Raw genomic sequence first — 24,709 nt, forward strand, 5'->3', positions numbered from 1 at the left:
ACGCGCCGCGTCAAGCCCCTGCAACAGCCTGTCTCAGCCTCCTAGGGTGGGGGCGTGGCGAACACTGAAACGACGAAGGACTCCCCCGCGCGTCCGGGACTGATCCCGCGCATCACCGGACCGATCATCGCGTGGGCTCTCGCGCGCCGGCCGGTGCGCGCCGCGCTGCTGTACACCGAGCGCCGCGGGCCGATGCTCGCCGACAGCGTCACCTACCGCGCCCTCTTCAGCGTGTTCGCGGGGGTGCTGCTGGGCTTCTCGATCGCGGCTCTGTGGCTCGCCGGGAACCCGGTGGCGTGGCAGGCGATCATCGACGCCGTGCAGTCGGCCGTGCCCGGGCTCATCGGCAAGGACGGCGTGATCAAGACGAAGGACCTCCAGGCGCCGGCGTCCCTGTCGCTCGCCGGGATCATCTCGCTCATCGCCCTCGTCGGCGCCGCACTCGGCGCCATCGGATCGCTCCGCACGGCCGTGCGGGTGCTCGCGGGCACGGTGCAGGCCGACATCCTCTGGATCTGGGTGATCCTCCGCAACCTCGCGCTGGCCATCGGCATCGGCCTGGCGTTCGTGCTCTCCGCCGCCGTCACCTTCGCCGGGCAGCTGGGCGTCTCCTGGGTCGCGGATCTGCTGGGCCTCCCCGCCGACGCACCCGTCGTGGCCTGGACCGTGCGCTTGCTCTCCCTCGTCGTCGTCTTCGCTCTCGACACGGCGATCATCATCGGGGTCTTCCTCCTGCTCTCCGGGGTGCGCCCGTCGGCACGTTCGCTCTGGCCGGGAGCGCTGCTGGGCGCACTGGGCCTGCTGGTCCTGCAGGAGCTGTCCGGACTCTTCGTGGGCGGAGCGACGAGCAACCCGCTTCTCGCCTCCTTCGCCTCGCTGCTCGCGCTGCTGATCTGGTTGAACTTCTCGGCGCAGGTGATGTTGTTCGCGTGCGCGTACATCGTGACGGCCGAGGAGGAGAAGTCCGATCGGGTGCACGCCCGCTTCGCGGCGACGACCTTCGTCCAGCGGCGTCTGCAGCGCGCCGAGGTCGACGTCAAGGTCGCCACCGCGGAGCTGCGCGCTGCACAGGAGGCGGCGTCCACCGAGAAGTCCGCATAGCCGCATCGCGCCTCGTTGTGACCGAACCGGCTATACTGGTCACAACGAGAGGACGCCATGGACGCCCGACGCACGGTCATCGACCTTCCGCATGCCGCGGTCTCCGCCCTGGAGTGGCGGCCGGCTGCGGAGACCGGGCTTCCCGCCCTGCTCCTGCACGGAGGCGGTGCCGACAGCGCCGAACTCTCGTGGGGCGAGGTCGGGCCGGCACTCGCGGATGCGGGGCACCGAGTCATCGCGCCGGATCATCCCGGATTCGGGCACAGCCCCCGGGCCGACTGGCCCCTCACCCAGGAGAGACTCGTCAGGCACGTCGGCGAACTCGTCGACACGCTCGGCCTCACCGACTACGCGATCGCCGGGCTCTCCCTCGGCGGCGGGATGAGCGTCGGGCACCTGCTCGATCAACCCGGCCGGGCTCGGACCGCCATCCTGCTGGGCTGCTACGGCCTGATGCCCCGTCTCGCCGACGGATTCCGCGGACGGATCACTCATCTCACCTCATTCCTCCTGCTGCGCTCCGGGCTGTTGGCCGCGATGACCCGTTCCTACGCGCGGAACCGCCCCGCGATGGAGCGCGGTCTCCGCGACCTCGTGCGCAATCCCGAGGCGCGCACCCCCGAGCTCGTCGATGCGGTCCTCGCCGAAGCCGCCGGAGGAACGAGTCTCGAGTCGTTCGAGCATTGGCAGCGCGATCAGGTTCTCTGGAGCCGTCTGCGAACGGTCTACACGGGTCAGCTCGCGGGCATACGCACGCCCACGTTGCTGGTGCACGGCGATCGCGACACCGGAGTCCCCGCCGCTCGCATCGAGACGGCGGCCACACTGCTGCCGTCCGGATCGCTCCGGCTCGTCCCCGGTGCCGGCCACTGGGTGCAGCGCGACCGACCCGACCTCGTCATCCCCGCGATGCTCGAGCAGCTGAGGAGTGCCGGTGCCCCGACCACGGATACCTGACCGACGGGAGCGCATCCTCGATGCGGCACGAACGCTCGTGCTCGCGCACGGGTTCGATGCCATGAGCGTCGCCGCGATCGCCGAGGGCGCCGGCATCGCCAAGGGTGCCGTGTACCTGGAGTTCGCCGGCAAGCGCGACGTCCTCGACGCGCTGCTGCTGCAGGGCAACCTGCGCATGGCCGATCGGGTCCGAGGCGAACTAGGTGAGCATCCTCGTCTCAGCGACGCCTGTCGCGCGACGGCACGCGCGCTGCTCGACGACCCCCTGATGACCGCTGCCTTCCTCGACGATCAGGGCATCCTCGGCTCCCACGTGATGGAGGAGACCGACGGACGCTACCGCGAGCGCCATCAGCGGGTCGTCGAGTGGTTCCGCGAGTTGCAGGAGCGCGGCCTGATCGTCGCGGATGTCGATCCGCGCACGCTCGCTCTGGCGCTGTCGAGCACGACGATCGGGCTGCTCTCGGCGGCGCGGCTGCTCGGACCGCTCGACCCGGCACTGCTGGAGGGCACGATCGACACCATCGGGCGGATGGCCGCGGCCTTCGAGACGGAGAGATGATGCACCGGGAGACCTTCGGGCGCACGGGCGAACCCCCACTGCTGCTCCTGCACGGCGGTGGCGTAGCCGGGTGGATGTGGGAGCCGATGCGCGCGCACCTTCCTCCTCACGCGAGGGTGCTGGTACCGGACCTCCCCGGTCACGGCCGTAGCGCGGCGGAGTCGTACACCTCACATCGCGCGACGGTCGACCTGCTCGCGCGCATCCTCGAGGAGGAGGGACACCCGGCCACCGTCGTCGGGTTCTCCCTCGGAGCACAACTCGCCGTGCTGCTCGCCGCTGTGCGTCCCGACCTCGTCGAAAGAGCCGTGGTGATCAGCGCCCAAGCGCTGCCCCTACGCATGACCGGACCGACTCTGGCGCTGCTCGGGGCGACCGCTGGGCTCGCGAGGAACGAGAGGTTCGCACGGCTGCAGGCGCGGGAGCTCTTCGTGCCCGAGTCTCACCTGGCCGACTACCTCCAGACGTCGTCGTCCCTCTCCCGCGAGACGCTGCTCACCTCGGTCGAGGAGAATCTGCGGTTCGCGCCACCCGCCGGATGGTCGACGTTCCCCGGAGCGGCACTGATCCTGGTCGGGGCAGCGGAGAAGAAGCTCATGAGGCGCTCGGCCGCAGCGCTGCACGCCGCACTCCCCCACAGCACGCTCGAGGTCGTCGACGGATGCGGACACGGCATCCCGCTGCAGCGCCCCGAGTGGCTCGCGCGACGCATCGAGGAAGCGCGCGGCCGATGAGAATGCCGCCCGAACCGTTCAGCGCGGGCAGACGCCCTTGTCCTGCAGCGATGTGTCGGTGACGATCGCCCCGTCCACGTCGATGTCGATCACGGCTGCGCCGTCGACGATCTCCAGTCCGGTGAGGGTGAGCCCGGCCGGCAGCTGATCGGCGATGCACACCCGCTGCGGCCTCGTCAGCCCCTCGCCGAGCGACCCCAGCGTCGAGCCGACCTGGTCGAGGTCGATGTCGAGTCCGCCGATGCTCGCGGCGACCGGCGTGAGCTCCAGGTCCCCATCGACAGCACCGGGCGTGAGCGTCAGGGAGAGCGGCACGGCTGCCCCGAACACGGTGATCGAGCCGCTCACCGTCGCATTGGGGGCAGCGAACTCGACCGACTCGACGGGCAGCTCGGTGCCGGTGAGCAGGGAGGTGAATTCCTCCTGATCGATGCGGATCGTTCCCGCAGCTCCCCCCAGATCGCCGCCGCGCAGCGGGACGGCGGTCGCAGTGACGTCGGCCGCGCCCGTGATCCCCTCCAGCGTCACCGAGTCCGTCGACAGGTGCAGCGTGTCCAGGGATCCGCCGATGAGCTGCGGGAGCAGCAGTCCCTCCGTCTCCACCTCGAGCTGCTGGTCCGCAGGGAGATCCAGCTGCTCGATGACGATCGACCGCACGGTTCCGGGGAGGACCGCGCGGGCGATGAACTCGGCGGCGACCACCAGCAGCGCCAGAACGACCACCACGATCATTAGCACCCACGGCCAGCGGCGGCGCTTCCGCGGCGCGGGCGCGGCCTGCTGACCGGCGGCGTTCCCCGGGATCACGAGCGTCGGATGCTCGGTCGAGGCGTCCGGATACGGCAGGGTGTGGTTGTCGTCGCTCATGCCTGCCATCCTGCCGTACCCGACCGGATGGCAGCGCTCATCACATGCGCTCGGGCGCACTCACTCCGAGCAGATCGAGGCCGTTGCGGAACACCTGACCGGCGGCGTCGTTCAGCCACAGACGCGTGCGGTGCACACTCTCGATCGGGTCGTCACCCTGGGGGATCACACGGCAGTTGTCGTACCAGCGGTGGTAGAGCCCCGCGAGCTCCTCGAGGTAGCGGGCGACGCGGTGCGGCTCGCGGACCTCGGCGGCGAATGCGACGATGCGGGGGAACTCCTGCAGCGCTCCCAGCAGCGCGGCCTCGGACTCGTGCATGAGCGTCTCCGGGGCGAACTCCGAGCGGTCGACGCCCGAATCGGCCGCGTTCCGCCCGACGTTGTGCGTGCGGGCGTGGGCGTACTGCACGTAGAAGACGGGATTGTCGTTCGTGCGCTTCTGCAGCAGCTCCGGATCCAGGTCGAGCGGCGAGTCGGCGGGCGAGCGCTCCAGCGAGTACCGCAGCGCGTCGGTGCCCAGCCAGTCGAGCAGGTCGTCCATCTCGATGATGTTGCCCGCCCGCTTGCTGAGGCGTGCGCCGTTGATCGACACCATCTGCCCGATAAGCACCTGGACGTTCTTCTCCGGGTCTTCACCCGCGGCACCGGCGACCGCCTTCAGGCGGTGCACGTAGCCGTGGTGGTCGGCCCCGAGGAGGTAGATCTTGTTCTGGAAGCCACGGTCGCCCTTGTTCAGGTAGTACGCGGCATCGGCGGCGAAGTAGGTGTATTCGCCGTTCGAGCGACGGATCACACGATCCTTGTCGTCGCCGAAGTCGGTCGTGCGCACCCAGACGGCGCCCTCCTCGTCGAAGACGTGTCCCTGCTCGCGCAGGCGGTCGACGGCCTGGTCGATCAGGCTCGTGCCCGATGCGTCCTTCGCGTGCAGCGTGCGCTCGGAGAACCAGACGTCGAACGGCACGTTGAACCGCTCGAGCGAACTCTTGATCTCGGCGAGCTGGAACTCGTAGGCGAGCTCCAGCGCGACGCTCAGCTGCTCGGCGTCGGGAAGCTGCAGCAGGTCGGGACGCGACTCGAGTACCCGGCCGGCGAGCGTCGCGATGTACGCACCGGGGTAGCCGCCCTCGGGAGTCGGCTCGCCCTTGGCAGCCGCGAGCACGGAGACGGCGAAGCGGTCCATCTGCGCTCCGGCGTCGTTGATGTAGTACTCACGCACCGCATGCGCCCCGCTGGCGAGGAGCAGACGCACGATCGAGTCGCCGAGCGCCGCCCAGCGGGTGTGCGCGATGTGCAGCGGCCCGGTCGGGTTGGCCGAGACGAACTCGACGTTCACGCTGACGCCGGCCTGCGACGCGTTGGTTCCGTAGGCGGTGCCGGCATCGACGATGACCTTCGCCAGCGCACCCGCTGCGGCGGCGTCCAGACGGATGTTGATGAACCCGGGACCGGCGACCTCCGCGCTCGCGATGCCGTCGACGGCGGCGAGGCCGTCGACGATCTGCTGCGCGAGCTCACGCGGGTTCGTGCCGAGCGGCTTCGCGAGCCGCATGGCGATGTTCGATGCCCAGTCGCCGTGATCGCGGTTGCGCGGACGCTCCAGCACGATGTCGGCCGCGGAGACTCCGAGAGGCTCGCCGGGACGTCGTTCCTCGGCGATCGGAGCGAGGACGGCGAGGACGGCGGCGGCGAGGGTTTCGGGGTTCATAGCCTCCCCAGTTTACGGGTCGGGGACAGGCCATCCGACGGCGCGGGGCGCGCGGAATTCGCAATCGGCGCGCAGTGATCTACTCTCATCCCATGAAGGCCCCCGCCACCCGTCGTCGACTGCGCACCGCAGGGGTCGCCATCGCCCTCGTCCTCGCCGTCGCGGCAGGCGTCTTGGGCATGTGGCGGCCATGGACAGCAGCACCCTCCGCAGCGCCCGTCGGAGCCCCGGTCGCGGCGGCCGGCGCGGCCTCCGAGGCGGTCGCACCCGCGCCGCTCGCACTGCCCGATCACCCCACCGTGCTCGTGTTCGGAGATTCGTGGACCTACGGCTCGGCCGCGACTGATCCGACGCTCGGCTATGCGTACGTCCTGGCCAACCTGATCGGCGGCGAGACGGTCGTCGACGGCGTCCGCGGGAGCGGGTATCTGAAGCCCGGACTCGACGGCCCGGCCTTCGGGGAGCGCATCGCAGCACTCGACCCCACATTCGCACCTGACCTCGTGATCATCCAGGGCTCGATCAACGACCGGGCTCAGGGCGTCGAGGGCTACCGCGAGGCCGTGACCGGCGCCTGGGACGCCATGGCCGCGACCTACCCGGATGCCGTCATCGTCGTGCTGGGACCGGCGCCGCACGAGCTGCCGGTCGGTGCCGCGACCGCGCGGATCGACGCTGACCTCGGCGAGCTCGCCGGAGCCCGCGGCTGGTGGTACATCTCCCCCATCGCCCAGAACTGGATCACCGAGCAGAACTACCTCGACGTGATCGACGTCGAGGTCGGGCGCAAGCATCCGTCCACCGACGGGCACCGGTATCTGGCCGAGAAGCTCGCCTCCGCGCTCGAAGAGCTGCGCGCCGCACCGGTCACCGAAGCCGGTGGGTCGGAGACGACCCCCGACGAGTGATATTGTCGATCGGTACGCCTCCGTAGCTCAGTGGATAGAGCGCCGGTTTCCGGTACCGTAGGTCGCAGGTTCGACTCCTGTCGGGGGCACATCAGATCAACTGCAGCACGACGAGACCCCGCCTGATCCAGGCGGGGTCTCGTCGTTTCCGGGCGGGATCCAGCGCAGTGGACGGGGCGACGGGCGCGGCCGTGACGCAGTCGCATCGAGTAGGCGGCTTCACATCAGCGAGGACTCGAACCCGGCCAGCCCCTCGGGCTCCTCCCCCGGCTCGAAGGCGGGCACGGCCGTCGGCGTCAGCGTACGTGCCCGCGCGAGCAGTCTTCTCGCCGCTCCCTCGTCATCGTCGATCTCCGGTGCGAGGTCTGCTTCGACCACGGCGATGGGGAGCATCGCTCCGAGCGCCAGGCGGACGTTCACGCGCTCGCCACCCGATCCGACGACGGGGATCTCGACGACATCGTTCCGCCGCTCCTCGGTCAACGCCAGCCAGTACTGCACCACCGCATCGGCCGTCGCGTCGCCGGTCAGATAGCTTCCGACCTGGGTGACGAGTGTCTTCATGCTCACTCCCTGGACTCGTCCGGATGCGTCTCGCCACCGGGTCCGGGGCGGCGCTTTCACACTAGGGTCGAGTCATTTCCGCACGTGACCCCCTTGCGGATTCGCCGTCACGGTGATTCAGTACGGCTCCGCGGCGGCCCACCCATCCGTGACTCTGCTCCGACCGCGGCCGCGCGTGCGGGGCCTTCCGCATCGCCCCGACCGGGTGACGGAGGGCTGCACGAGGAGACCGCGGATGCGACTCTGGAGGCCATCGCCGCCCACTCATCGAGAAGCGAGGACCCCGACATGACCGATCACAGCTCCCTTCCCTCCTGGCGCGACACCCCCACGCGCAGTGCCATCGAGGCGTTCATCGCCTCCGTCACCGAGGGACCGGACGCGGTGCCCGTCGAAGAGCGCATCGCCGTGTTCGACAACGACGGGACGCTGTGGTCGGAGAAGCCGATGCCCACGCAACTGCATTACGTCGTGGAGCAATGGCGTCTCGCGGCAGAGCACAACCCGGAGCTCGCCGAGCGACAGCCGTATCTGGCGGCCGTGAGCGGCGACTTCGGCTGGCTGAGCACAGCGATCGACAAGCACTACGGAGGGGATGACTCGGACCTGAAGACCATCATCCAGGCCCTCGTCGGCCTCACCGACGGCATGAGCGTCGAGGACTATGCCGCGTCGGTCGCCGAGTTCTACCGCACAGCTCAGCATCCGCTTCTGAAGCGCCCGTACGCCGACGCGGTCTATCAGCCGATGATCGAGCTGCTCCGCTACCTCGAGCACCACGGGTTCACCTGCTACATCGTGTCGGGGGGCGAGCGCGACTTCATGCGCCCGATGACGCAGGCGAACTACGGCATCCCGCCCGAGCGCGTGGTGGGCTCCGCTTTCGGCCTCAGCTGGGACGACGCGGGTGCCACCGTGCGGTACTCGTCTTCCCTCGCCTTCTTCGACGACGGGCCCGAGAAGCCGATCCGGATCTGGAGCCGCATCGGTCGGCGCCCGCTGTTCGCCGGCGGGAATTCGAACGGTGACACGGCCATGCTCGACTTCGCCCGCAAGGGCCCGCGCCCCGGGTTCGCGATGCTGATCCACCACGACGACGCCGACCGCGGCGACGCGCCCTACGATGCGGGCGCTGAGAAGTCCCTCGCATCCGCCTCGGGCGCCGGGTACACCGTCGTGAGCGTCAAGGATGACTGGGCGACCGTCTTCCCCGCGGCATCGTCCGAGGTCGACGGAGCCTGAGACGACGCAGAAGGCCCGGAGATCGATACTCTCCGGGCCTTCTTTCGTGCGGCTACTCTCGCGAGAGCATGGCCGCCGCCTCGAGTTCGAGATCGCGATACTGCTCCGCGCTCACGTCGACCCCGACACCGAGCAGCTTGCCGCCGGTGAACGGGAACGGGTTGCTGTACTGACTGCTCACCGGATCCGCACTGTCCCAGCCGACGCACAGTCCATCGCCGCACAGGGTGAACTTGCCGATCTGCGCCCGCATGGGACCGGACGCCACCGCGCGGTCGTCGACGTACAGCGTGGCCGTGCCGAGCGACTCGCCGTGCTCACCCGCCGACTCGCGGATGAACTCCACACCGAGCGTGTGCGGCCCCGGCGCCAACTCCTCGGACGTGAAGCTCTGCTCCGGCGGGATCCCGAGGAAGTTGTAGACGTAGGTCAGCCGGTTGTCCTTGAGGAACAGCGAATGACCCCCGAAGCGCGAGCCGTGGGCGAAGAGCACGCCCTGGGCGCCCTCGTCGAGCACCACGTCAGCGATGATCTTGTACGACCGACCACGGACGTTCACGGCCACGCTCTCGGGGATCGCCGCCGAGCCCGGGTAGTAGATGTAGCGCTCACGCGGCGGCTCCGCTTGGGGGCGCTCGACCGTGAGCTGGTCACGTGCCGAGCGGTCGTCCAACGGGAGCACGAAGTTCGCATCCGCCTCCTCGAACCACGCGTCGATCAGCTCCTGGAGCTTCTCAGGATGGCTCGCGGCGAGGTCGTTCGACTCGGAGCGATCCTCCTCGACGTTGTACAGCTCCCACACGTCCGCCTCGAAGTTCCCACGTCCGGTGAGCGGCGCATGCACGGCCGCCGCCTTCCATCCGTCCTTCCAGATGCCGCGGGTGCCGAGCATCGCGTAGTACTGGGTCTTCTTCTGAGTGGGTGCGTCGGGCGCGGCATCGAAGCTGTACTTCATCGACACGCCGTTGAGCGGCTGCTGCTTCACGCCGCGATACGTCTCGGGCATCTCGACGCCGACGACGTCGAGCACCGTCGCGACCACGTCGACGGAGTGGTGGTACTGGTGGCGCATCTCACCCTTGGCGGCGATGCCCTTGGGCCAGTGGATCACCATCGGGTCGCACGTTCCGCCCGCGTACTGCGAGTAGCGCTTGAACATCTGGAACGGCGTCGAGAACGCGACGGCCCATCCGGTCGGATAGTGGTTGTACGTGTCGGCCGAGCCCAGTCGATCGAGCATCGCCAGGTTCTCCTGGAGGTCATCCGGGTAGCCGTTGAAGAATTTGTTCTCGTTGACCGATCCGTTGGGCGATCCCTCACCGGAGGCGCCGTTGTCCGCGCAGTAGAAGACGAGCGTGTTGTCGAGCTGACCGGTCTCCTCGAGATAGTCGATGACCCGGCCGACCTGCGCGTCGGTGTATTCGGAGAAGCCGGCGAACACTTCGGCGAACCGCGCGAACAGCCGCTTCTCGTCGTCGCTCAGCTCGTCCCAGGGACGCACGAAGTCGGCGGGATTCGCGACGTCCTCCGGCAGCGGGTTGACCGGGGTCAGCGCGGTCCGCTCGGGCACCACACCCTTCTCGACCATGCGGGCGAGCACCCATTCGCGATAGGCGTCGTAGCCGTCGTCGAAGGCGCCCTTGTACTTGTCGATGTACTCCTGCGGCGCGTGATGCGGAGCGTGGTTGGCGCCAGGACAGAACCACATGTACCAGGGCTTGGAGGGGTTCGATGCCTGCTGGTTGCGGATCATGCTCAGCGCCTGATCGGCGAGGTCCTTGGAGAGGTGGTATCCCTCTTCGGGAGTCGCCGGCGCCTCGATGAAGTGGTTGTCCTCGACGAGGTCGGGGTACCAGTTGTTCGTCTCTCCGCCGAGGAAGCCGTAGAAGCGGTCGAAGCCGAGCTGCAGCGGCCACATCGAGCGGTGGCCACCGGGGGCGTTGTCCTCTTCCGGCACGTTGTGGTTCTTGCCGACCCAGAAGGTCGAGTACCCGTTCTCCTGGAGGATCTGCCCGATCGTCGCGCACTCGGCCGGCAGCCGACCCGCGAGTCCGGGGAATCCGTTCGTGCCCTCCATGATGACCCCGGCACGGTTGACGTGATGGTTGCGCCCGGTGAGCATGGTCGATCGTGTGGGCGAGCACAGCGATGTGGTGTGCCACTGCGTGTAGGTTAGTCCGTCCCTGGCGAGCCGGTCCATCGTCGGCATGTTGATCCGGCCGCCGTAGGGCGACCAGGACGCCATGCCGGTGTCGTCATAGAGGACGACGAGGACGTTGGGCGCGCCCTCGGGCGCCGATTTCAGTTCGTACGGCGACCAGTCCGGGACCGAGTCGCGCACGTCCAGCGAGATCTTCCCTGCGAAGTCCGAATTGAATTCCGACATCTTCTCCCCTTCGATCACGGGTTGCCGGTTTGCCTGCCCGTCCCGAGTATCGCCTTCGCGTACGGGGAAGCCGATACGCCGCTCATCCCCGCAGGGTGACCTGCGGGGATGAGCCGCTCACGACGCGGCGGTCACGACCGGAGCTTCCGGGTCCGCCGTCTCGACGACGGCGTCATCCGTTTCGGCGTCCGCCTGCGCGTCAGGGGGTTCAGACGCCGCGGTCGGTCGACGCAGCAGCTCGACCAGGATCATGAACACGAGCAGTCCGATCGTCACACCGATCACACTCCCGAACGAGACCGGTCGTGTCACGATCAGGATGAGCAGAGCCAGCGCCATCCCGACGATCACGATCGGACCGTGGAACCGTTCGACCGCGAGCCCGAATCGCCCGGTGGACAATCCCCGTCGCTCCCAGGTGCTGCGCGCCCCGGAGAATCCGCTCTCGAGGATGCCTCGCGTGGCCACCGCGCTGCGGCTCGATCCGGCGAGCCACGCCCACACCGCCACGAGCACGCCGACCATCGCCAGCGCCACGATCGTCGAGCTCAACAGCGAGGTGACCTCGTCGAACAGCGCCTGGGCAGCGGCCGACGGCATGATCGACGGACTCACGGCCCCGATGAAGAACGTTCTCCCGATGCCCAACCCTGCGGAGAGCAGGAGGAAGGCGACCGCGAACGCGGCACTGGTCCAGAAGAGCGCTCGGGGGCGGTTCCGGGCGATCAGGATGCCGGCGACCACGAGACCGAGAACGACCCAGGGCAGCCAGAATCCCGCCGCGACCGCGATCTGATAGACGGTCCGCACGAGCACGAGAGCATCCGCCTGGGCGATCGGGATGGAGCGGTCGATCTCCGGGATCAGATCGGCGAAGCCGACCCCCCGCTCGGTCAGCACCGATTTGACCCGGTCGACGACGAGCCCGAGATCGATCGACAGCACCCCGTCGTCCGCGAGCTGCAGAGCGGTGTCCGGGCTGTTCTGCATGATCGCGACAGCGCGCTCGTGGGTGAATCGCAGCGACTGCGCCCAGATGTCCGCGAACTGTTCCGAGGCGACGACGTCGTGGATCACCCCGTCCACGAGGGACGTCAGGCCGTTCGCCGCAGGAGCCTCCAGCAGGGTGAGGGCCGACGCCGCACGCGGCGGGAGGTCGAGCTCGCGCAGTCCGTCGAACACCTCGCCCACCACGGCCGTGAGGTCCACCTGCTCCTGGATCGCGGCACTCGCCTGAGCGGCGACGAAGTCCTGCACGGCGGGATCCTCGGCCAAGGGCGCGAACGTCGCGACGAACCGATCGGCATCCACCAGTTGCAGGCGCGCCCACGTTCCCATCGCGGCGATCGGTGCCAGCAGCACCGCCACGGCGAGCACGATTCCGGCGACGATGCTTCGGCCCACCGGTCGACGACGCGGCTTCTCACGCGTCTCGATCTTGAGCGTCTGGTTCTCCTGTTCGAGGAGCGTTACCCGGGCTCGCAGATCATCCAGTTCGCTCATTCGCTCTCCTCCTCGAAATGCCGCATCAGGTGCCTCCGCCGACGGCAGTCGGTTGGCCTCAGCTCAGGAGCTTCTGCTTGGCCGCGGCGAACTCCGTCTCGGAGAGCACGCCCGCGTCTTTCAGAGACGCCAGCTGCTGCAGCTTCGCGATCAGATCATCCCCTCCGGCCGGCGCGCTCGCCGGGGCCGACGGGGCCGCGTACTGGGCTGCCGCGTTCTGTGCAGCGGCATCGATCTGCGCCTGCTGCTGCGCAGCCTCGTACTGCTGCTGCTCGTACTGACCCTGCGCACGTTCCTGCTGATTCCGCGACATCGCACCGCCGACAGCCGAAGCCGTTCCCGCGACCACCGCGGTCCTGGCGGCAAGTCCGATCAGGCCGGGGCGACCGAATCTTCTCAAGGGCATGTCATTCACCTTCCTGATCGAGGATGTCCATCATGGCGTTCACGACGGGGGCCGGCACGCGCTCGCTCCGGAGCACCTGACCACCGGAGGCGGCGAGGTTCTGCGCGAGAGTGCGGGCGAAGGCGAGTTCGAGGACGACGACGGCAGCGGACTGCCCGGGAGCGAGGGCGCTCGCCAGAGCCTCGACATCCTCTTCGCCGGCGAGGCCCGCAGCGATCGGTGCGAAGTCGTCGAGTCCCAGCGAACCGTCGTCGGCATCGAGCTCGACGATCTCGACCTCACCGGCGGCCGACTTCGCCAGCAGGACGAAGTCGAGCAGTCGCACGACCCCGCTGTCGATGAGGTCGGTCAGCGCGCGGAACGTCGCCGGGTCCGGACGCTCGCCCTCGAACCCGACGAGGTAGAACTCGGCGGGGCCGAATCGGAAGTCATTCATGGATTGTCCTTTCTCACGGTGCCGACGTACCGGGACTGTGCGCTCATGCTCGCATCGCGGCGCCCCGGGTGATGCCCGCGCTCACCCCTACGGGGTGAGCATCTCGTCGTCGGGGGGCAGGGTCTGGCGATTCTGGCGCGGGATCCACACCTGCCGGATGACGATCAGGATCGAGGCCGTCAGCGGGATCGCGACGAGAGCCCCCAGCAGTCCCAGGAGGGTGGCCCCGATCATCGCCCCGATGATCACCAGAACGCCGGGCACCGCCGCTGCCTTTCCCATGATCCGCGGAGTGACGACATAGGCCTCGACCTGGATGTACACCAGGTAGGCGACCACGAAGACCAGGGCGGCCGTCGGGCTGACGAGCAGCGTCGCGATACCGCCGATGACGAGGAACACGAGTGATCCGATCATCGGTACCAGCGTGACGAAGAAGGCGACGATCGCCATGACCGCGGGAATGGATGAGCCGACGATCAGCTGGATCACGAGGACGACGCTCGCGTTGATCGCCGACAGCGTGACGCCGCCGGCCACCACGCCCCCGACGGACTGCGTGATCTCGTCGAGGACTCCGGCGAATCGTGCTCGTCGGTACCAGGGCAGGAGATTCGTGAGCGCCCCTTTGATGCTCTGCAGAGAGGAGACGAAGTAGAGGGTCAGAACGACGACCAGCACGAAACTCGATATCGCGCCGACGACGCCGAATCCGGCTTTCAGAACCCCTCCGGAGATCGCGAGGAAGGAGGAGAGCGATGTCAGCGAGCGGATGCTCTCGGCCACGACGGCGGAGAGGTCGACACCGAGAGCGGCCTCCAGGTCCCGATACCACCCGCTCTGCTGAACGGCGGCGATCGTCTCGGGGGCGGCCTCGATCGCCGCGGCGATCTGGCGGACCGTCGCCGGCACCAGGACGAGGAGGATCACCGCGACCACACCCAGGAAGATGATCGCCACGATCGTGACGCCCGCTGCTCTGCTCATGCCTCGGCGTTCGAAGGCGCGGACAGCCGGGTCCAGGCCGAGCGCGAGGAACATGCCGAGGAAGATCGAGATGAGCACCGTCGAGATGCCCGCGATCGTGGCCGCGAGCGCGATGGCGAGAAGGACACCGACGGCGACCGAGAAGCCGGAGAGCAGTGGTTTCGCGGGCAGCACACGCAGGAGCCCTGCGCGTCGCCGCCCGCCGTCGCCCTCGGCGTGCTGTTCGTTCCGATTCGCGTCCACGGGGTGCACGCTACGCGCGCGGCCCTTCGGAGTACGCCTCCGCCTCACCCGTTCGTGGTGACCGTCACAGGGCCGGACGATTCGGGGTCGCCCGCTAGGGGTGAGCGGCTTACCCGCGGGCATGGTCGCGCTGTCACTATCGCCGTACGCAGTAACTCAACGAAAGGGGTCCGAAGTGTCCATTTGGGAAAGCTTCTGGGACATCATCTGGTGGTTCTTCTGGGTCTTCGTGTTCATCTCCTACCTGATGGTGCTCTTCAACATCGTGGCCGACCTGTTCCGGGACCACACCCTCAACGGGTGGTGGAAGGCCGTGTGGATCATCTTCCTCATCTTCGTCCCCTTCCTCACGGCGCTGATCTACCTCATCGCACGCGGCAAGGGAATGGGCGAACGCAGCGTCTCGGCGTACCGGGAGCAGCAGCATGCGGCCGACTCCTATATCCGCAGCGTCGCCGGGTCCAGTCCCAGCGATGAGATCGACAAGGCATCGAAGCTCCTCGCGGCAGGGACCATCACGCCGGACGAGTTCGCCGCCATCAAGACGCGTGCGCTGAGCTGACATCGTGGCTGAGGTGGTCGACATGACCTTGCAGGCGCTCGGCGACGTCGAGTTCGTCGTCGTCCGCCTGGAGGACGACCGCCTCAGCCCCGACATCCTCGAAGCCCTGCTCCGGCAGGTGGAGAGCGGCGCCATCCGCCTCCTCGATTTCCTCCTCATCCACCGGCTCGGCATCGAGGACTGGCGTCTCGTCGAGGTCGACGCCGATGAGTTCACGCTCGCCGGGCTCGGACTGGACACCCCCGGCCTCGTCTGCGAAGACGACGCCCGCTACTTCGCCTCGGGGCTCCCGATCGGGTCGGTCGCGGCGCTCATACTGCTCGAGCCGACCTGGAGCGAGCGCTTCTCCCGCGACGTCGACCGGCGGGGTGATCGCATCCTCGCGACACAGCCGATTCCCGCGGCGATCGCGAACACCGTCCTCGCATCGGCGCTGCGCCAACACTGACGCCAACGTCGGGCGTGCTTCGGTCCGCCCCGGTCGGTCAGACGGTCGTCCGCACGGCCTCGCGGCGAGAGGACACCCCGAGCTTGCGGTAGATGGCGCGCTGATGTGTCTTCACGGTGTTGATCGACACGGCCAACTCCCGCGCGATCTCGTGCAACGTGCGCGCCGTCTGCAGCTGCTGGAACACATCGCGCTCCCGCTCTGAGAGCGTCTCCACCAGCGAACCTGCGGCATCATGGGCGAGACAGCGGCCGATGAAGTCCTCGAACTGGGTGCCGAAATGCACATGCTCGCCCAGCAGCTTGCGCACCGCCGTCTCACGCGGCCCGAACGGCAGCCGGATGTTCTCGCCCGCGGCGACCGCGACCGCCGCTTCGCACAGCTCGTGCGCCTCGTCGTGGTGCCCGGCATGACGGCGCAGGACCGCGGCCGTGAGCAAAGTCGCGGTCTTCACGTATGACACCTCGCCGAACGCACGCAGCGATCGCAGCATCTCCAACGCTGCGGGGTAGTCGCCCGCGCGACGCAGCACACCGGCGAGCGCGACGTTCACGACGGGCAGGTCCGGGCAATGGATGTACTTCCGGGCGATCCTCATCGCGCGATCATGCCGGCCGACCGCCTCCTCGAGCAGGGCGACGGACGACTCGCGGAACGCCGGCCAGGAGACGCCATGGACGACCTCGAGCGGGATGTCCTGAACGCCGATCGCCGCTCGACGACACGCCGCGACATCACCGGTCTCGGATGCCGTGTACGCGATCATCATCCGCGCGACACTCGTGAAAGAGCGGTCGGAGCCGCCGTTGGCGATCACGGTCCCGAACTCCCGGCTCGCCTCGGCGAACTCCCCCGACCAGTAGGCGACGTACCCGGCGGCCGCCGCAGCGCTCCCTCCGGCATAGGTGCTCCAGGGAAGGCTCACGTCCTCCTCGCCCTGTGCCCTGGCCAGCGACTCCCGCGCATCGATGAGCCGTCCGGCCCAGGTCTGCCCGAAGGCGAGATGACCCAGCGTCCGCTTGGCGAGTTCGCGGTCGCCCGAGCTCTGCGCCTCCCTCGCCGCGGCCGAGAAGTACTCGAGCGGAATCATCGGGTTGCCGCGATGCCGGATCTCGGTCCAGCCGAGGAGGTAATTGAGTGCCGCACGATCCCCGAGCTCGGTCGAATCCGCGTCGAGCAGCATCCGTCGCACCTTGGCGCTCGCCTCTGCGACCTCCGCGCGCTCGTCCGCGATGAACAGACGCGCGATCTGCAGCACGGCGGGCTCGGTTCCGTCGCCCGACCGCGAGATCGTCCCCTCTGCACGCCGGAACAGCTCGCGTGCGACGCGATGGTCGCCCAGCACATCGCTCGCACACGCGCGGACCAGGAGCACCTGAGGGTCTTCCGGCGTGCGTCGGAGCATCTCCGTCGCGGTGCGCTCGACCTCTGCCGCCCCGGCCCCGACCACGAGCCCGAGCCAGTGGTGAAGCAGAGTCTCCCGCGCGGTCTCCGAATCTCCCGCACGAAGCGAGTGCGCGATCGAAGCGGTGGGATCCGTGGTCTCCAGCGCGGCGGCTGCACGACGATGGCAGGCTGCGGCGCGCGCGGCATCGAGCGCGACGATCTCCGCGCATTGCCTGGCGAAGGACGCATGCCAGCGGTAGACGACGCCGTGCTGGCCGTCGAACCGATCGAGGAACAGGCCGAGGCGCACGCAGGTCTCGAGCAGCTCCGCCGCGTCCGGGCGTCCCGTCACGGCGGCGGCGAGCTCAGGAGTCAGCTCGCCGCAGACGCTTCCGTCGAGCACGAAGTCGGCGATCTCCGTCGACAGCGCCCCGAGCACGTGCTCGCGCACGTAGCTCCCGAGAAAGCTCGATGCGCTCTGTGCGCGGGCGTCAGGGCGGGCTCCGCCGATCATCATGAGCCGGACCGCGATCGGCCAGCCCTGCGTCTCGTCGAAGATCGTCTCGGCGGCGAGCCCCTTCGCCCCTGCATGGAGGAGCTTCACCTCCGGCGCGGTGAAGCTGAGGGTCTCCACTCCGATGAAGGAGTCCGGATGCGTGATGCGATGCCGGGAGAGAGTGACCTCGAGAAGCGTCGTGCCGACCAGCACGACCCGCAGATTCTCCGGCGTCTGTTCGGCGAGCATCCCGAGCAGCCCACGCCGCCAGTCTTCTCCCGCGCGCTGGGCGTCGTCGACGATCAGGTGCACACGGGTGTCGAGGTCTTCGAGGGCACCGCAGATCTCCTGGTAGGCGTGCTCGGGGTCATCGAGGTCACGCGCCAGCGCGAGCGGCTGACCCGCACGTTCGGCTCCGACGAGCAGGGAGTGCACGACGCCCTGCGTCAGACGCGACGGGTCGGAGTCGAAGGAGCTCAGCCCGAGCCAGGCCACCTGCTCGAGGCCGGACGCCCAATCCGCGGCGGCCGTCGTCTTGCCGAAGCCGCTGGGGGCACTGACGACGGTGAGCGGGTGTTCTCCCACCGCATCGGCGATCGCGGAGCTCACTCGTTCGCGGCGGATCGCACCGGGTTGGGGGCCCGGTGGGCGATAGCGCACTGCGGGTCCCGGCGTCGTCGGTCGTACGGGGGGCGACATGGCACCAAAGCTAGTGGCGGCACAGAGGCGACCTCAAGGGCCTCCCCCGGGTGATATTTCAGTCCGCTGCGCCGGTTCCCGCGTCGCGTTTGAGCGCATCGGCGGTGCGGATGAACAGGATGATCCACGTGAACACCAGGGTTCCCGCCACGAGCTCGACAGCGGTCAGCGTGTAGTAGCCGACGGCGAAGAACACCGAGAGGAGAAGGATCAGGAGGGTGAACACGTAGCCGACGAGCAGGAAGGTGCGCGAGACGCCGGGCACCCACCAGCGGACGGCGACGACGAGCACCGCGTAGGCGACCACCATCCCGGACGCCACACCGGTGTGCAGGGCGAAGTGCTCGTCCACCGGGAAGACTCCGACGAGACCGAGGAAGATGCCGACGATCACGAGGCACGTGCGCACGGAGGCAGCCCCGCGCGGGTGGGTCGTCGGAATCCCCTTCGTCGCGTAGCGCGCCAACGTCGTCACGAGGATCCCCGCGATGATCAGCGTGAGGTTGAAGGCCCGGGCGGAGAGGTCGTCCGTCATGCCGAGGGCGCTCAGATTCTCCTTCCACCACTGTGGATCGCTCGCTGTGAGCATGCTCGCCAGCACTCCCAGCACGAGGAACACCGCGAGCACGGTGGCCAGCAGCTGCAGGTCGAGGTGCGTCGCCGAGTAGTACGTCACGTAGGCGGTGAGAGCGGCGGCGGCGCCGGCCAGCATCAGCGCCGGGAGCGGGAACACGACGGCTCCGATCAACCCTGCCTCGACGATCGTGGCGGCCAGGGTCCACCCGAGCAGGGCGATCATGGCGTGGGCGAAGGCGAATGCGGCGATGTCGACGACGTCGAGCGCTCCGAGCCGCTTCTGCCGGGCGGGGTCGGCTGCGATGATGCGTCCGAGCACGAAGACGACGATCGCCGTGACCGCGGACGTCAGCGCCGCGAACTGTCCCAGGGATTCCGGGCCGGCGATGGGAGCCGATCGCAGCCGGAAGACGGGCAGCGCGACGAGGGCCGCGAGCACGAACGCGACGATCGAGATCTGAAGCCCGATGGCCTCCCGAGCGCGCTCTCGTGTGGCTCCGCGCGAGCGGGCTTCCGTGAGGAGATCGTGGCCTGCTGGCGTCGTGGACATGCTCTCAGTCTCCTCCTCCGCTTCGGCGTCGGCTTCGGCGGCTCATCCGCGCGGGGCGATGCGGGTCGCGGGTCAGATCTTAATGGGGAAGGTGGCCAGGACGACGATGCCCACGACGGCGAGCACACCGCTGAGGGAGAGGAAGACGGTGCGCCGCCACCGGGCCCGCTGGTTCTGGGAGAGGGCGGCGAAGAACAGTACGAGTGCGAAGAGGACGGTCAGGAGCGAATAGTCGTCACCGCGCTGATTGTTCCGGAGCGCCTCGTCGAACTTCTCGTCGGCCCGGGTGTTCAGCTCGGCCGCCTCCGACTCACCTGGTGGGACGTACTCGTCCATGGCGAACGGACCGTCCGCCTCCCGCCCCGCGTCGTCCCAGGCGTCGAACGCCGCAGCGAACTCCGGAGTGAAGCGGGCCTCGATGAACTCGACGAGATCGTCCTGCCCCTCCCGCTCGGCGAGCACCCACTCGGTGTAGATCGTCAGGTCGTATTGCCGGGCGGCCTGGGCAGTCGACTCGGCCGAGGCCGCCTGCACCCGCGCGCTTGATGCCTGACTGAACGCGATCGACATCTCACCGCCCCACTTCGATGCCTCGAAGCCGCACCAGGCGGTGATGACCGCCGTGATGGAGAGCAGGAGCACCGTGCTGACCTCGAGCACTCCGTACTTGCGGTCGTGAGCGGGGGCGGGCCGATCTTCCATGCGGCAATGCTGGAGGTGCCACACGATGCCTGTCGCGTGGAGGTCACCCGTGTGGGGTGACCTTCCGGAGCGCCGGGGAGCCACGCGGCCCATCCTGGTCCTATGAGGCGGACGAGCCGAAGGCTGCCCCCGAGGGGCCGAGGATCATGACGCTGGGCGACCTGTTCCCCGACGGGCTGTCGGCCTGGCAGATCGTGCTCGCGATCGTGTCGGTGCTCATCGGCTGGCTGCTGTCGCGCTTCGCCCGCAAGGGTGTGCTCAAGCTGGCGGCTCGGACGCCAGGGATCTCCGACTCGGTGTCGCAGCTGGCCGCCCGTTTCACGCAGTACGCCCTCCTCCTGGTCGGCATCGGCGTCGGGCTGGCGTTCCTCGGGGCCAACGTGCAGCCGCTCCTGGCGATGACGGCGATCGCGGTGGTCGTGCTGATCCTGGTGCTGCGCGGCGTCGCGGACAATTTCGCCGCCGGCGTTCTCATCCAATCCCGCCAATCGGTGAAGATCGGCGAGGAGATCGGGATCGAAGGCCCGGACGGCGTGATCCGCGGGACCGTGCAGGAGCTCAACGGACGCTCCGTGATCCTCACCACCGTCGACGGCCTCACGGTGCACGTGCCGAACGCCGCGCTCCTCACCGGGGTCCTGGTGAACGACTCGCGTCATGGCGCACGTCGAGGCGACGTCGACATCCGCATCGCGCGATCGGCCGAACTCGGCCTGGACGACGTGATCGCGACGATCACAGCCGCAGCACGCAGTGTCGATGGCGTGCACGCGCGCGAGCACCCGAACGTGCGAATCGGCGGGATCTCGCCCGATCGGTGGGCGCTGACGCTCCAGATCTGGCATCACCCGCTGCACGGCAGCGCCGTGATCTCCGGCGCCGTGCGTGGCGTCGCGGAGGCACTCGAGACGGCAGGAGTGCGTGCCGTGGTCGTGTCCGAGCAGGGGCCCCCTCCCCTCGTCCCGCCGGAGCCGTTCTGAGCGCCCGGGCCGCCGGTGCGCCGTCCGCGAGGCGACCGGACTCCCGCCCAGCCGAGGGCTACGCTGGCCGCGTGACCCCCTCGTCTGCGCCCGAGCGCACCAACGACCGCTCGCTCTCCCCCAGCCTGCGGGTGCTCCTCGTGCTCGCCGCGAGCGTGCTGACGCTGGCCGGCGTGTACTTCGCACGGGATCTCTTCGGTCCGATCGCGCTGGCGATCGTGATCGTGATCATCTGCGAGCCGCTCCGACGCCCCCTCGATCGCCGCGGCTGGCCGCAGTGGGCCAGCACCACCGCCGTCATCGTCGTCGCCTATCTGATCCTGCTGTCGATGGGCGCTCTGCTCTGGCTCGCCGGCACGCAGTTCGCGAGGCTCATCGGCGACCTGGTGTCTCAGGGCGGTCTGGAGAACACCGCCACCGAGCTGGTGGGATGGCTGCAGACGCTCGGACTGGACGAAGAGGCCTCGGATGCCGCTACCTCGATCCTCGATCCGGAGACGCTGCTCGGTGTCGCGCGAAGCGTGGGAGGCACTGTGCTCAGCGTCGCGACCGCCCTGTTCTTCGTCTGCGCCTACATCATCTTCATGGCGATCGACGCGGCGCGCTATCGTCAGGCCCCCGCCCTCTTCGGCGCGACAAAGGGACCGGTTCTGGCGAGGATCGCACATCTCAACTCGGGCATCCGCCGGTACTACATCGTCAATGCCACCTTCGGGGCGATCGTCGCCGTCATCGACGGCCTGGCCCTGTGGTGGATGGGCATCCCGGCTCCGGTCGTGTGGGCGATCCTGGCCTTCGTCACGAACTTCATCCCGAACGTCGGCTTCGTCATCGGACTCGTCCCCCCGGCGATCCTCGCCTTCGTGGTCGGGGGCTGGCCGCTTCTGCTCGGCGTCATCGCCGTCTACAGCATCGTGAACGTGGTGCTCCAGGTGCTCGTGCAGCCGAAGTTCGTCAGCGATGCCGTGGACCTCAGCCTCACCCTGAGCTTCTTCTCCGTGATCTTCTGGACGTTCATCATCGGCCCGCTCGGTGCGATCCTCTCCATCCCCCTCACGCTGCTCGCCCGCGCTCTCGTCTTCGAAGGAGACCCCGAGGCGACGTGGCTGCGCTGGCTCTCGGGTGACCGCACCGCGGTGCCGCCCGAGCCCGAACCCGATCCTGTGCCGGTGACCGGCGGCCGCGGCCTCCTGCGGCGTCGTGGTCGCCGAACTCCCGAGGCCCAGGGCTGATCATGGCGACCGTAAATCACCCGGGGGAGGTTGCGATCCAGACGTGGTCGCCGCATCCGCCTCGGTGGGATCGTGGACGGCGACGCGCTCGGCCGGGGCGCGCGCGAAGGGAGACGACGTGCAACGTCCGCTCGCGGGGCTGACCAGGCGCAACTTCGTCACGGAGTTGACCGCCGGCGTCACTCTGCTCGCCATCGCCATCCCGCTCAACATCGGCTACGCGCAGATCGCGGGGCTCCCGCCCACCGCGGGTCTCTACGCCCTCATCGTCCCGACCGTCGTGTATGCGCTGGTCGTCTCCTCCCGGCAGTTGGTCGCCTCCCCCGACGCCGCCGCGGCCGCACTGGTCGCATCGTCGATCGGCGGACTGGCCGCGGCCGGCAGCGCCGACTACGCGACGCTCGCCCTCGCGCAGGCGATCATCTGCGGCGGCATGTTCGTGCTCCTGGCCGTGTTCAAGCTCGGATTCCTGGCGAACTTCCTCTCCAAGCCGATCCTGGTCGGATTCGTCGGCGGCCTCGCGCTGGACATCATGGTCAGCCAGGTCGCCAAGATGCTCGGCGTCAAGATCGACTCCGGCAAGGAGTTCACGGGCAAAGTCGCCGACCTCATCGGAGGCATCACGACCCTCAATGGCTGGGCCGTCCTGATCTCGGTCTGCTCGGTGGCCGTCCTACTGCTGGGGCGCCGCTACCTCCGCGCCGTCCCGTGGGCGCTGATCGTGCTCGTGGCGACGACACTCGTGGTCGTGCTCACGGGACTCGACCAACGCGGTGTCGACGTTCTGGGCGAGGTGCCGGCGGGTCCGCCCGTGCTCACCTGGCCGATGATCGACTGGACGCTCTGGCTCGCACTGGTGCCGTCCGCGATCGCACTGACGCTGGTCACCACGGCGGAAGGGCTCCTGGTCTCGCGCTCGTACTCCGAGAAGCACGGCTACCCGTTCCATGCGAACCGCGATCTCTTCGCATTCGGCATCGCCAACGTCGCCGCGGGAGCCCAGGGCAGCTTCGCCGTCGGATCATCGACCTCGCGAACGGCGGCGATGGATCAGGCAGGATCGCGCACGCAGTTCCCGGCCCTGATCCTCGCGGCCGGAACACTCCTGCTGCTCCTGTTCGGCACCGCGCTGCTGGCAGACATCCCGTCGCCCGCCATCGGCGCGATCGTCGGGGTGGCGATCATCCCTCTGCTCGGGATCCGCGACTTCATCGATCTGTGGCGAAAGGATCGGTTCGAGTTCCTCATCGGGGCCACCTGCTTCCTGGTCACCCTCTTCGTCGGTTCCATCCCCGGCATCCTGGTCGCGTTCGTGCTCGCGCTCATCAACATCGCGCGCCGTGCCTCGAACCCCGCCATCGACGTCCTCGAATCCAGCGGCGATCCGGGCGAGTCGCTGCTGGAGGATGCACCTGCAGGAACCGTGACCGCTCCGGGCGTGATCGTCATCCGCCTGGCCGCTCCGCTGTTCTTCGCCAACGGGGCCGTGTTCTCGACGGCGGTGAAGGATGCGATCCGTTCGGCCGGTGAGGGATCCGTCCAGCACCTCGTGGTCGACATGGAGGCCGTGACCGACGTCGACGTCACCGGGGCGGAGTCGTTCGACTCGCTCAAGAAGTGGCTCGCCGCCGGCTCTATCTCGCTCGCGTTCAGCCGAGTCCGGCCGAACACGCTGCACCGGCTCACGGGGCTCGGCCTGCTCGAGTCAGAGCAGGTCTATGCGACCAACCGTGCAGCGATCAGCGATCTTGCCCGAGCCGCGTCGGGAACACAGCGTTCAGAGAGAGAAGGCCAGTGATGGGACCCGTCGTCGGAGACATTCTTCCGCTCGCTCTCGGCGTCGCGATCAGCCCGATACCGATCATCGCCGCGATCCTGATGCTGCTCTCACCCAAAGCGCGGGTGACGAGCGTCGGCTTCCTCCTCGGCTGGGTCGTCGGGATCGTGGCCGCGGTCACAGTGTTCACGTTGCTGTCGTCGATCCTGCCGGATGACGATCCCGATGTCTCCCACCCGATCCGCGGCGTGGTGCAGCTCGTCCTCGGCCTGCTGCTTTTCCTCCTCGCGTTCGGACAGTGGCGCAAGCGGCCGAAGGCGGGGGAAGAGGCCGCCCTCCCGAAGTGGATGAAGGCCATCGATACGATCACCTTCCCGGTCGCGCTCGGACTCGGCTTCCTGCTGTCTGCGGTCAACCCGAAGAACCTGATCATGGCGGCGGGCGCCGGCACCGACATCGGCGCGGCATCGCTTCCTGCCGGATCCGTCGTCGTGGTGATCGTCATCTACACACTCATCGCCGCGTCGACCGTGCTGGTCCCTGTCATCGGATACCTCATCGCCGCCGACCGCCTTCGCGGTCCGCTCGACGCCCTCCGCGGCTGGCTCGCCACCGAGAACGCCGCCATCATGGCCGTGCTGCTGCTGGTGATCGGTGTCTCGATGCTCGGCAAGGGCATCGGGAGCTTCTAGGGCCGGAC

23 protein-coding genes and 1 tRNA gene are annotated in these 24,709 nt (G+C 68.6%); 13 read left to right on the top strand and 11 right to left on the bottom strand.

The window, feature by feature from the left end; genetic code table 11:
* Positions 1-54 precede the first annotated feature (54 nt).
* Genes AC6CHX_RS04305 through AC6CHX_RS04320 form a run of 4 tightly spaced genes read left to right on the top strand, consistent with a single transcriptional unit; the run spans position 55 to position 3,354 of the window.
* Positions 55-1,101: a YihY/virulence factor BrkB family protein gene (locus AC6CHX_RS04305; RefSeq protein WP_498271748.1), complete on the top strand. Its 1,047-nt coding sequence runs from the start codon at positions 55-57 to the stop codon at positions 1,099-1,101.
* Positions 1,102-1,158: 57 nt separating this feature from the next.
* Entirely contained in the window at positions 1,159-2,058 is a 900-nt protein-coding gene (locus AC6CHX_RS04310; protein WP_498271749.1) for an alpha/beta fold hydrolase, read from the top strand.
* Positions 2,036-2,620 carry a TetR/AcrR family transcriptional regulator gene (locus tag AC6CHX_RS04315; RefSeq protein WP_498271750.1) on the top strand — a complete coding sequence of 195 codons (585 nt, stop codon included), beginning with the start codon at positions 2,036-2,038 and terminating at the stop codon, positions 2,618-2,620. Before AC6CHX_RS04310 ends, AC6CHX_RS04315 begins: the two co-directional genes overlap by 23 nt.
* Positions 2,617-3,354: an alpha/beta fold hydrolase gene (locus AC6CHX_RS04320; protein ID WP_498271751.1), complete on the top strand. Its 738-nt coding sequence runs from the start codon at positions 2,617-2,619 to the stop codon at positions 3,352-3,354. Before AC6CHX_RS04315 ends, AC6CHX_RS04320 begins: the two co-directional genes overlap by 4 nt.
* Before the next feature lie 18 nt (positions 3,355-3,372).
* On the opposite strand, the gene AC6CHX_RS04325 is transcribed toward AC6CHX_RS04320, so the two are convergent.
* Both AC6CHX_RS04325 and argS read right to left on the bottom strand, forming a co-directional pair.
* Positions 3,373-4,221, bottom strand: coding sequence for an LmeA family phospholipid-binding protein (locus AC6CHX_RS04325; protein WP_498271752.1), 849 nt, complete (start codon positions 4,219-4,221; stop codon positions 3,373-3,375).
* Positions 4,222-4,261: 40 nt separating this feature from the next.
* A complete protein-coding gene (gene argS / locus AC6CHX_RS04330) occupies positions 4,262-5,926 on the bottom strand; it encodes an arginine--tRNA ligase (RefSeq protein ID WP_498271753.1) in 1,665 nt (554 codons plus the stop codon).
* 92 nt (positions 5,927-6,018) lie between these two features.
* Between argS and AC6CHX_RS04335 the strand changes: the two genes are divergently transcribed.
* The gene (locus AC6CHX_RS04335; RefSeq protein ID WP_498271754.1) at positions 6,019-6,834 is read left to right on the top strand and encodes an SGNH/GDSL hydrolase family protein; all 816 of its coding nucleotides are present in this window, start codon (positions 6,019-6,021) and stop codon (positions 6,832-6,834) included.
* 16 nt (positions 6,835-6,850) lie between these two features.
* A tRNA-Arg gene (locus AC6CHX_RS04340) sits at positions 6,851-6,923 on the top strand.
* A gap of 130 nt (positions 6,924-7,053) precedes the next feature.
* Here the strand turns inward: AC6CHX_RS04340 and AC6CHX_RS04345 are convergent.
* Positions 7,054-7,398 (bottom strand): hypothetical protein, encoded by a 345-nt coding sequence (locus AC6CHX_RS04345; RefSeq protein WP_498271755.1) that lies wholly within the window; start codon positions 7,396-7,398, stop codon positions 7,054-7,056.
* 288 nt (positions 7,399-7,686) lie between these two features.
* Here AC6CHX_RS04345 and AC6CHX_RS04350 point away from each other — a divergent pair, with 288 nt between their 5' ends.
* Positions 7,687-8,640: an HAD family hydrolase gene (locus AC6CHX_RS04350; protein WP_498271756.1), complete on the top strand. Its 954-nt coding sequence runs from the start codon at positions 7,687-7,689 to the stop codon at positions 8,638-8,640.
* 52 nt (positions 8,641-8,692) lie between these two features.
* On the opposite strand, the gene AC6CHX_RS04355 is transcribed toward AC6CHX_RS04350, so the two are convergent.
* The 5 genes from AC6CHX_RS04355 to AC6CHX_RS04375 all read right to left on the bottom strand — a co-directional run bounded on the left by AC6CHX_RS04355 (position 8,693) and on the right by AC6CHX_RS04375 (position 14,601).
* Positions 8,693-11,026, bottom strand: a complete 2,334-nt coding sequence (locus tag AC6CHX_RS04355; protein ID WP_498271757.1) for an arylsulfatase — start codon at positions 11,024-11,026, stop codon at positions 8,693-8,695.
* A gap of 117 nt (positions 11,027-11,143) precedes the next feature.
* On the bottom strand, positions 11,144-12,529 hold the full coding sequence (locus AC6CHX_RS04360; protein ID WP_498271758.1) for a hypothetical protein: 1,386 nt from the start codon (positions 12,527-12,529) through the stop codon (positions 11,144-11,146).
* Positions 12,530-12,587: 58 nt separating this feature from the next.
* The gene (locus tag AC6CHX_RS04365) at positions 12,588-12,935 is read right to left on the bottom strand and encodes an SHOCT domain-containing protein (protein WP_136043359.1); all 348 of its coding nucleotides are present in this window, start codon (positions 12,933-12,935) and stop codon (positions 12,588-12,590) included.
* A 1-nt stretch (position 12,936) separates the two neighbouring features.
* Positions 12,937-13,371 carry a DUF6325 family protein gene (locus tag AC6CHX_RS04370; RefSeq protein ID WP_136043360.1) on the bottom strand — a complete coding sequence of 145 codons (435 nt, stop codon included), beginning with the start codon at positions 13,369-13,371 and terminating at the stop codon, positions 12,937-12,939.
* Between the two features lie 87 nt (positions 13,372-13,458).
* Positions 13,459-14,601, bottom strand: a complete 1,143-nt coding sequence (locus AC6CHX_RS04375) for an AI-2E family transporter (RefSeq protein WP_498271759.1) — start codon at positions 14,599-14,601, stop codon at positions 13,459-13,461.
* Positions 14,602-14,776: 175 nt separating this feature from the next.
* Here AC6CHX_RS04375 and AC6CHX_RS04380 point away from each other — a divergent pair, with 175 nt between their 5' ends.
* Together AC6CHX_RS04380 and AC6CHX_RS04385 are read left to right on the top strand one after the other, a co-directional pair.
* A complete protein-coding gene (locus AC6CHX_RS04380) occupies positions 14,777-15,163 on the top strand; it encodes a PLDc N-terminal domain-containing protein (protein WP_136043362.1) in 387 nt (128 codons plus the stop codon).
* 22 nt (positions 15,164-15,185) lie between these two features.
* The gene (locus AC6CHX_RS04385) at positions 15,186-15,611 is read left to right on the top strand and encodes a DUF6325 family protein (protein WP_136043363.1); all 426 of its coding nucleotides are present in this window, start codon (positions 15,186-15,188) and stop codon (positions 15,609-15,611) included.
* A 37-nt stretch (positions 15,612-15,648) separates the two neighbouring features.
* On the opposite strand, the gene AC6CHX_RS04390 is transcribed toward AC6CHX_RS04385, so the two are convergent.
* The 3 genes from AC6CHX_RS04390 to AC6CHX_RS04400 form a co-directional block, all read right to left on the bottom strand.
* Positions 15,649-18,192 carry a winged helix-turn-helix domain-containing protein gene (locus AC6CHX_RS04390; protein WP_498271760.1) on the bottom strand — a complete coding sequence of 848 codons (2,544 nt, stop codon included), beginning with the start codon at positions 18,190-18,192 and terminating at the stop codon, positions 15,649-15,651.
* Positions 18,193-18,250: 58 nt separating this feature from the next.
* Entirely contained in the window at positions 18,251-19,318 is a 1,068-nt protein-coding gene (locus AC6CHX_RS04395; RefSeq protein WP_498271761.1) for a DUF998 domain-containing protein, read from the bottom strand.
* 72 nt (positions 19,319-19,390) lie between these two features.
* Positions 19,391-20,020, bottom strand: coding sequence for a hypothetical protein (locus AC6CHX_RS04400; RefSeq protein WP_136043365.1), 630 nt, complete (start codon positions 20,018-20,020; stop codon positions 19,391-19,393).
* A gap of 146 nt (positions 20,021-20,166) precedes the next feature.
* Here AC6CHX_RS04400 and AC6CHX_RS04405 point away from each other — a divergent pair, with 146 nt between their 5' ends.
* From AC6CHX_RS04405 to AC6CHX_RS04420, 4 genes are all read left to right on the top strand, one after another.
* Positions 20,167-21,000 carry a mechanosensitive ion channel family protein gene (locus AC6CHX_RS04405; RefSeq protein ID WP_498271762.1) on the top strand — a complete coding sequence of 278 codons (834 nt, stop codon included), beginning with the start codon at positions 20,167-20,169 and terminating at the stop codon, positions 20,998-21,000.
* Positions 21,001-21,071: 71 nt separating this feature from the next.
* Positions 21,072-22,232: an AI-2E family transporter gene (locus AC6CHX_RS04410; RefSeq protein WP_498271763.1), complete on the top strand. Its 1,161-nt coding sequence runs from the start codon at positions 21,072-21,074 to the stop codon at positions 22,230-22,232.
* A 43-nt stretch (positions 22,233-22,275) separates the two neighbouring features.
* The gene (locus tag AC6CHX_RS04415; protein ID WP_498271764.1) at positions 22,276-24,030 is read left to right on the top strand and encodes a SulP family inorganic anion transporter; all 1,755 of its coding nucleotides are present in this window, start codon (positions 22,276-22,278) and stop codon (positions 24,028-24,030) included.
* On the top strand, positions 24,030-24,701 hold the full coding sequence (locus tag AC6CHX_RS04420) for a GAP family protein (RefSeq protein ID WP_498271765.1): 672 nt from the start codon (positions 24,030-24,032) through the stop codon (positions 24,699-24,701). Before AC6CHX_RS04415 ends, AC6CHX_RS04420 begins: the two co-directional genes overlap by 1 nt.
* Positions 24,702-24,709: the final 8 nt, after the last annotated feature.

It is taken from the genome of Microbacterium sp. GQ128, assembly GCF_059758615.1.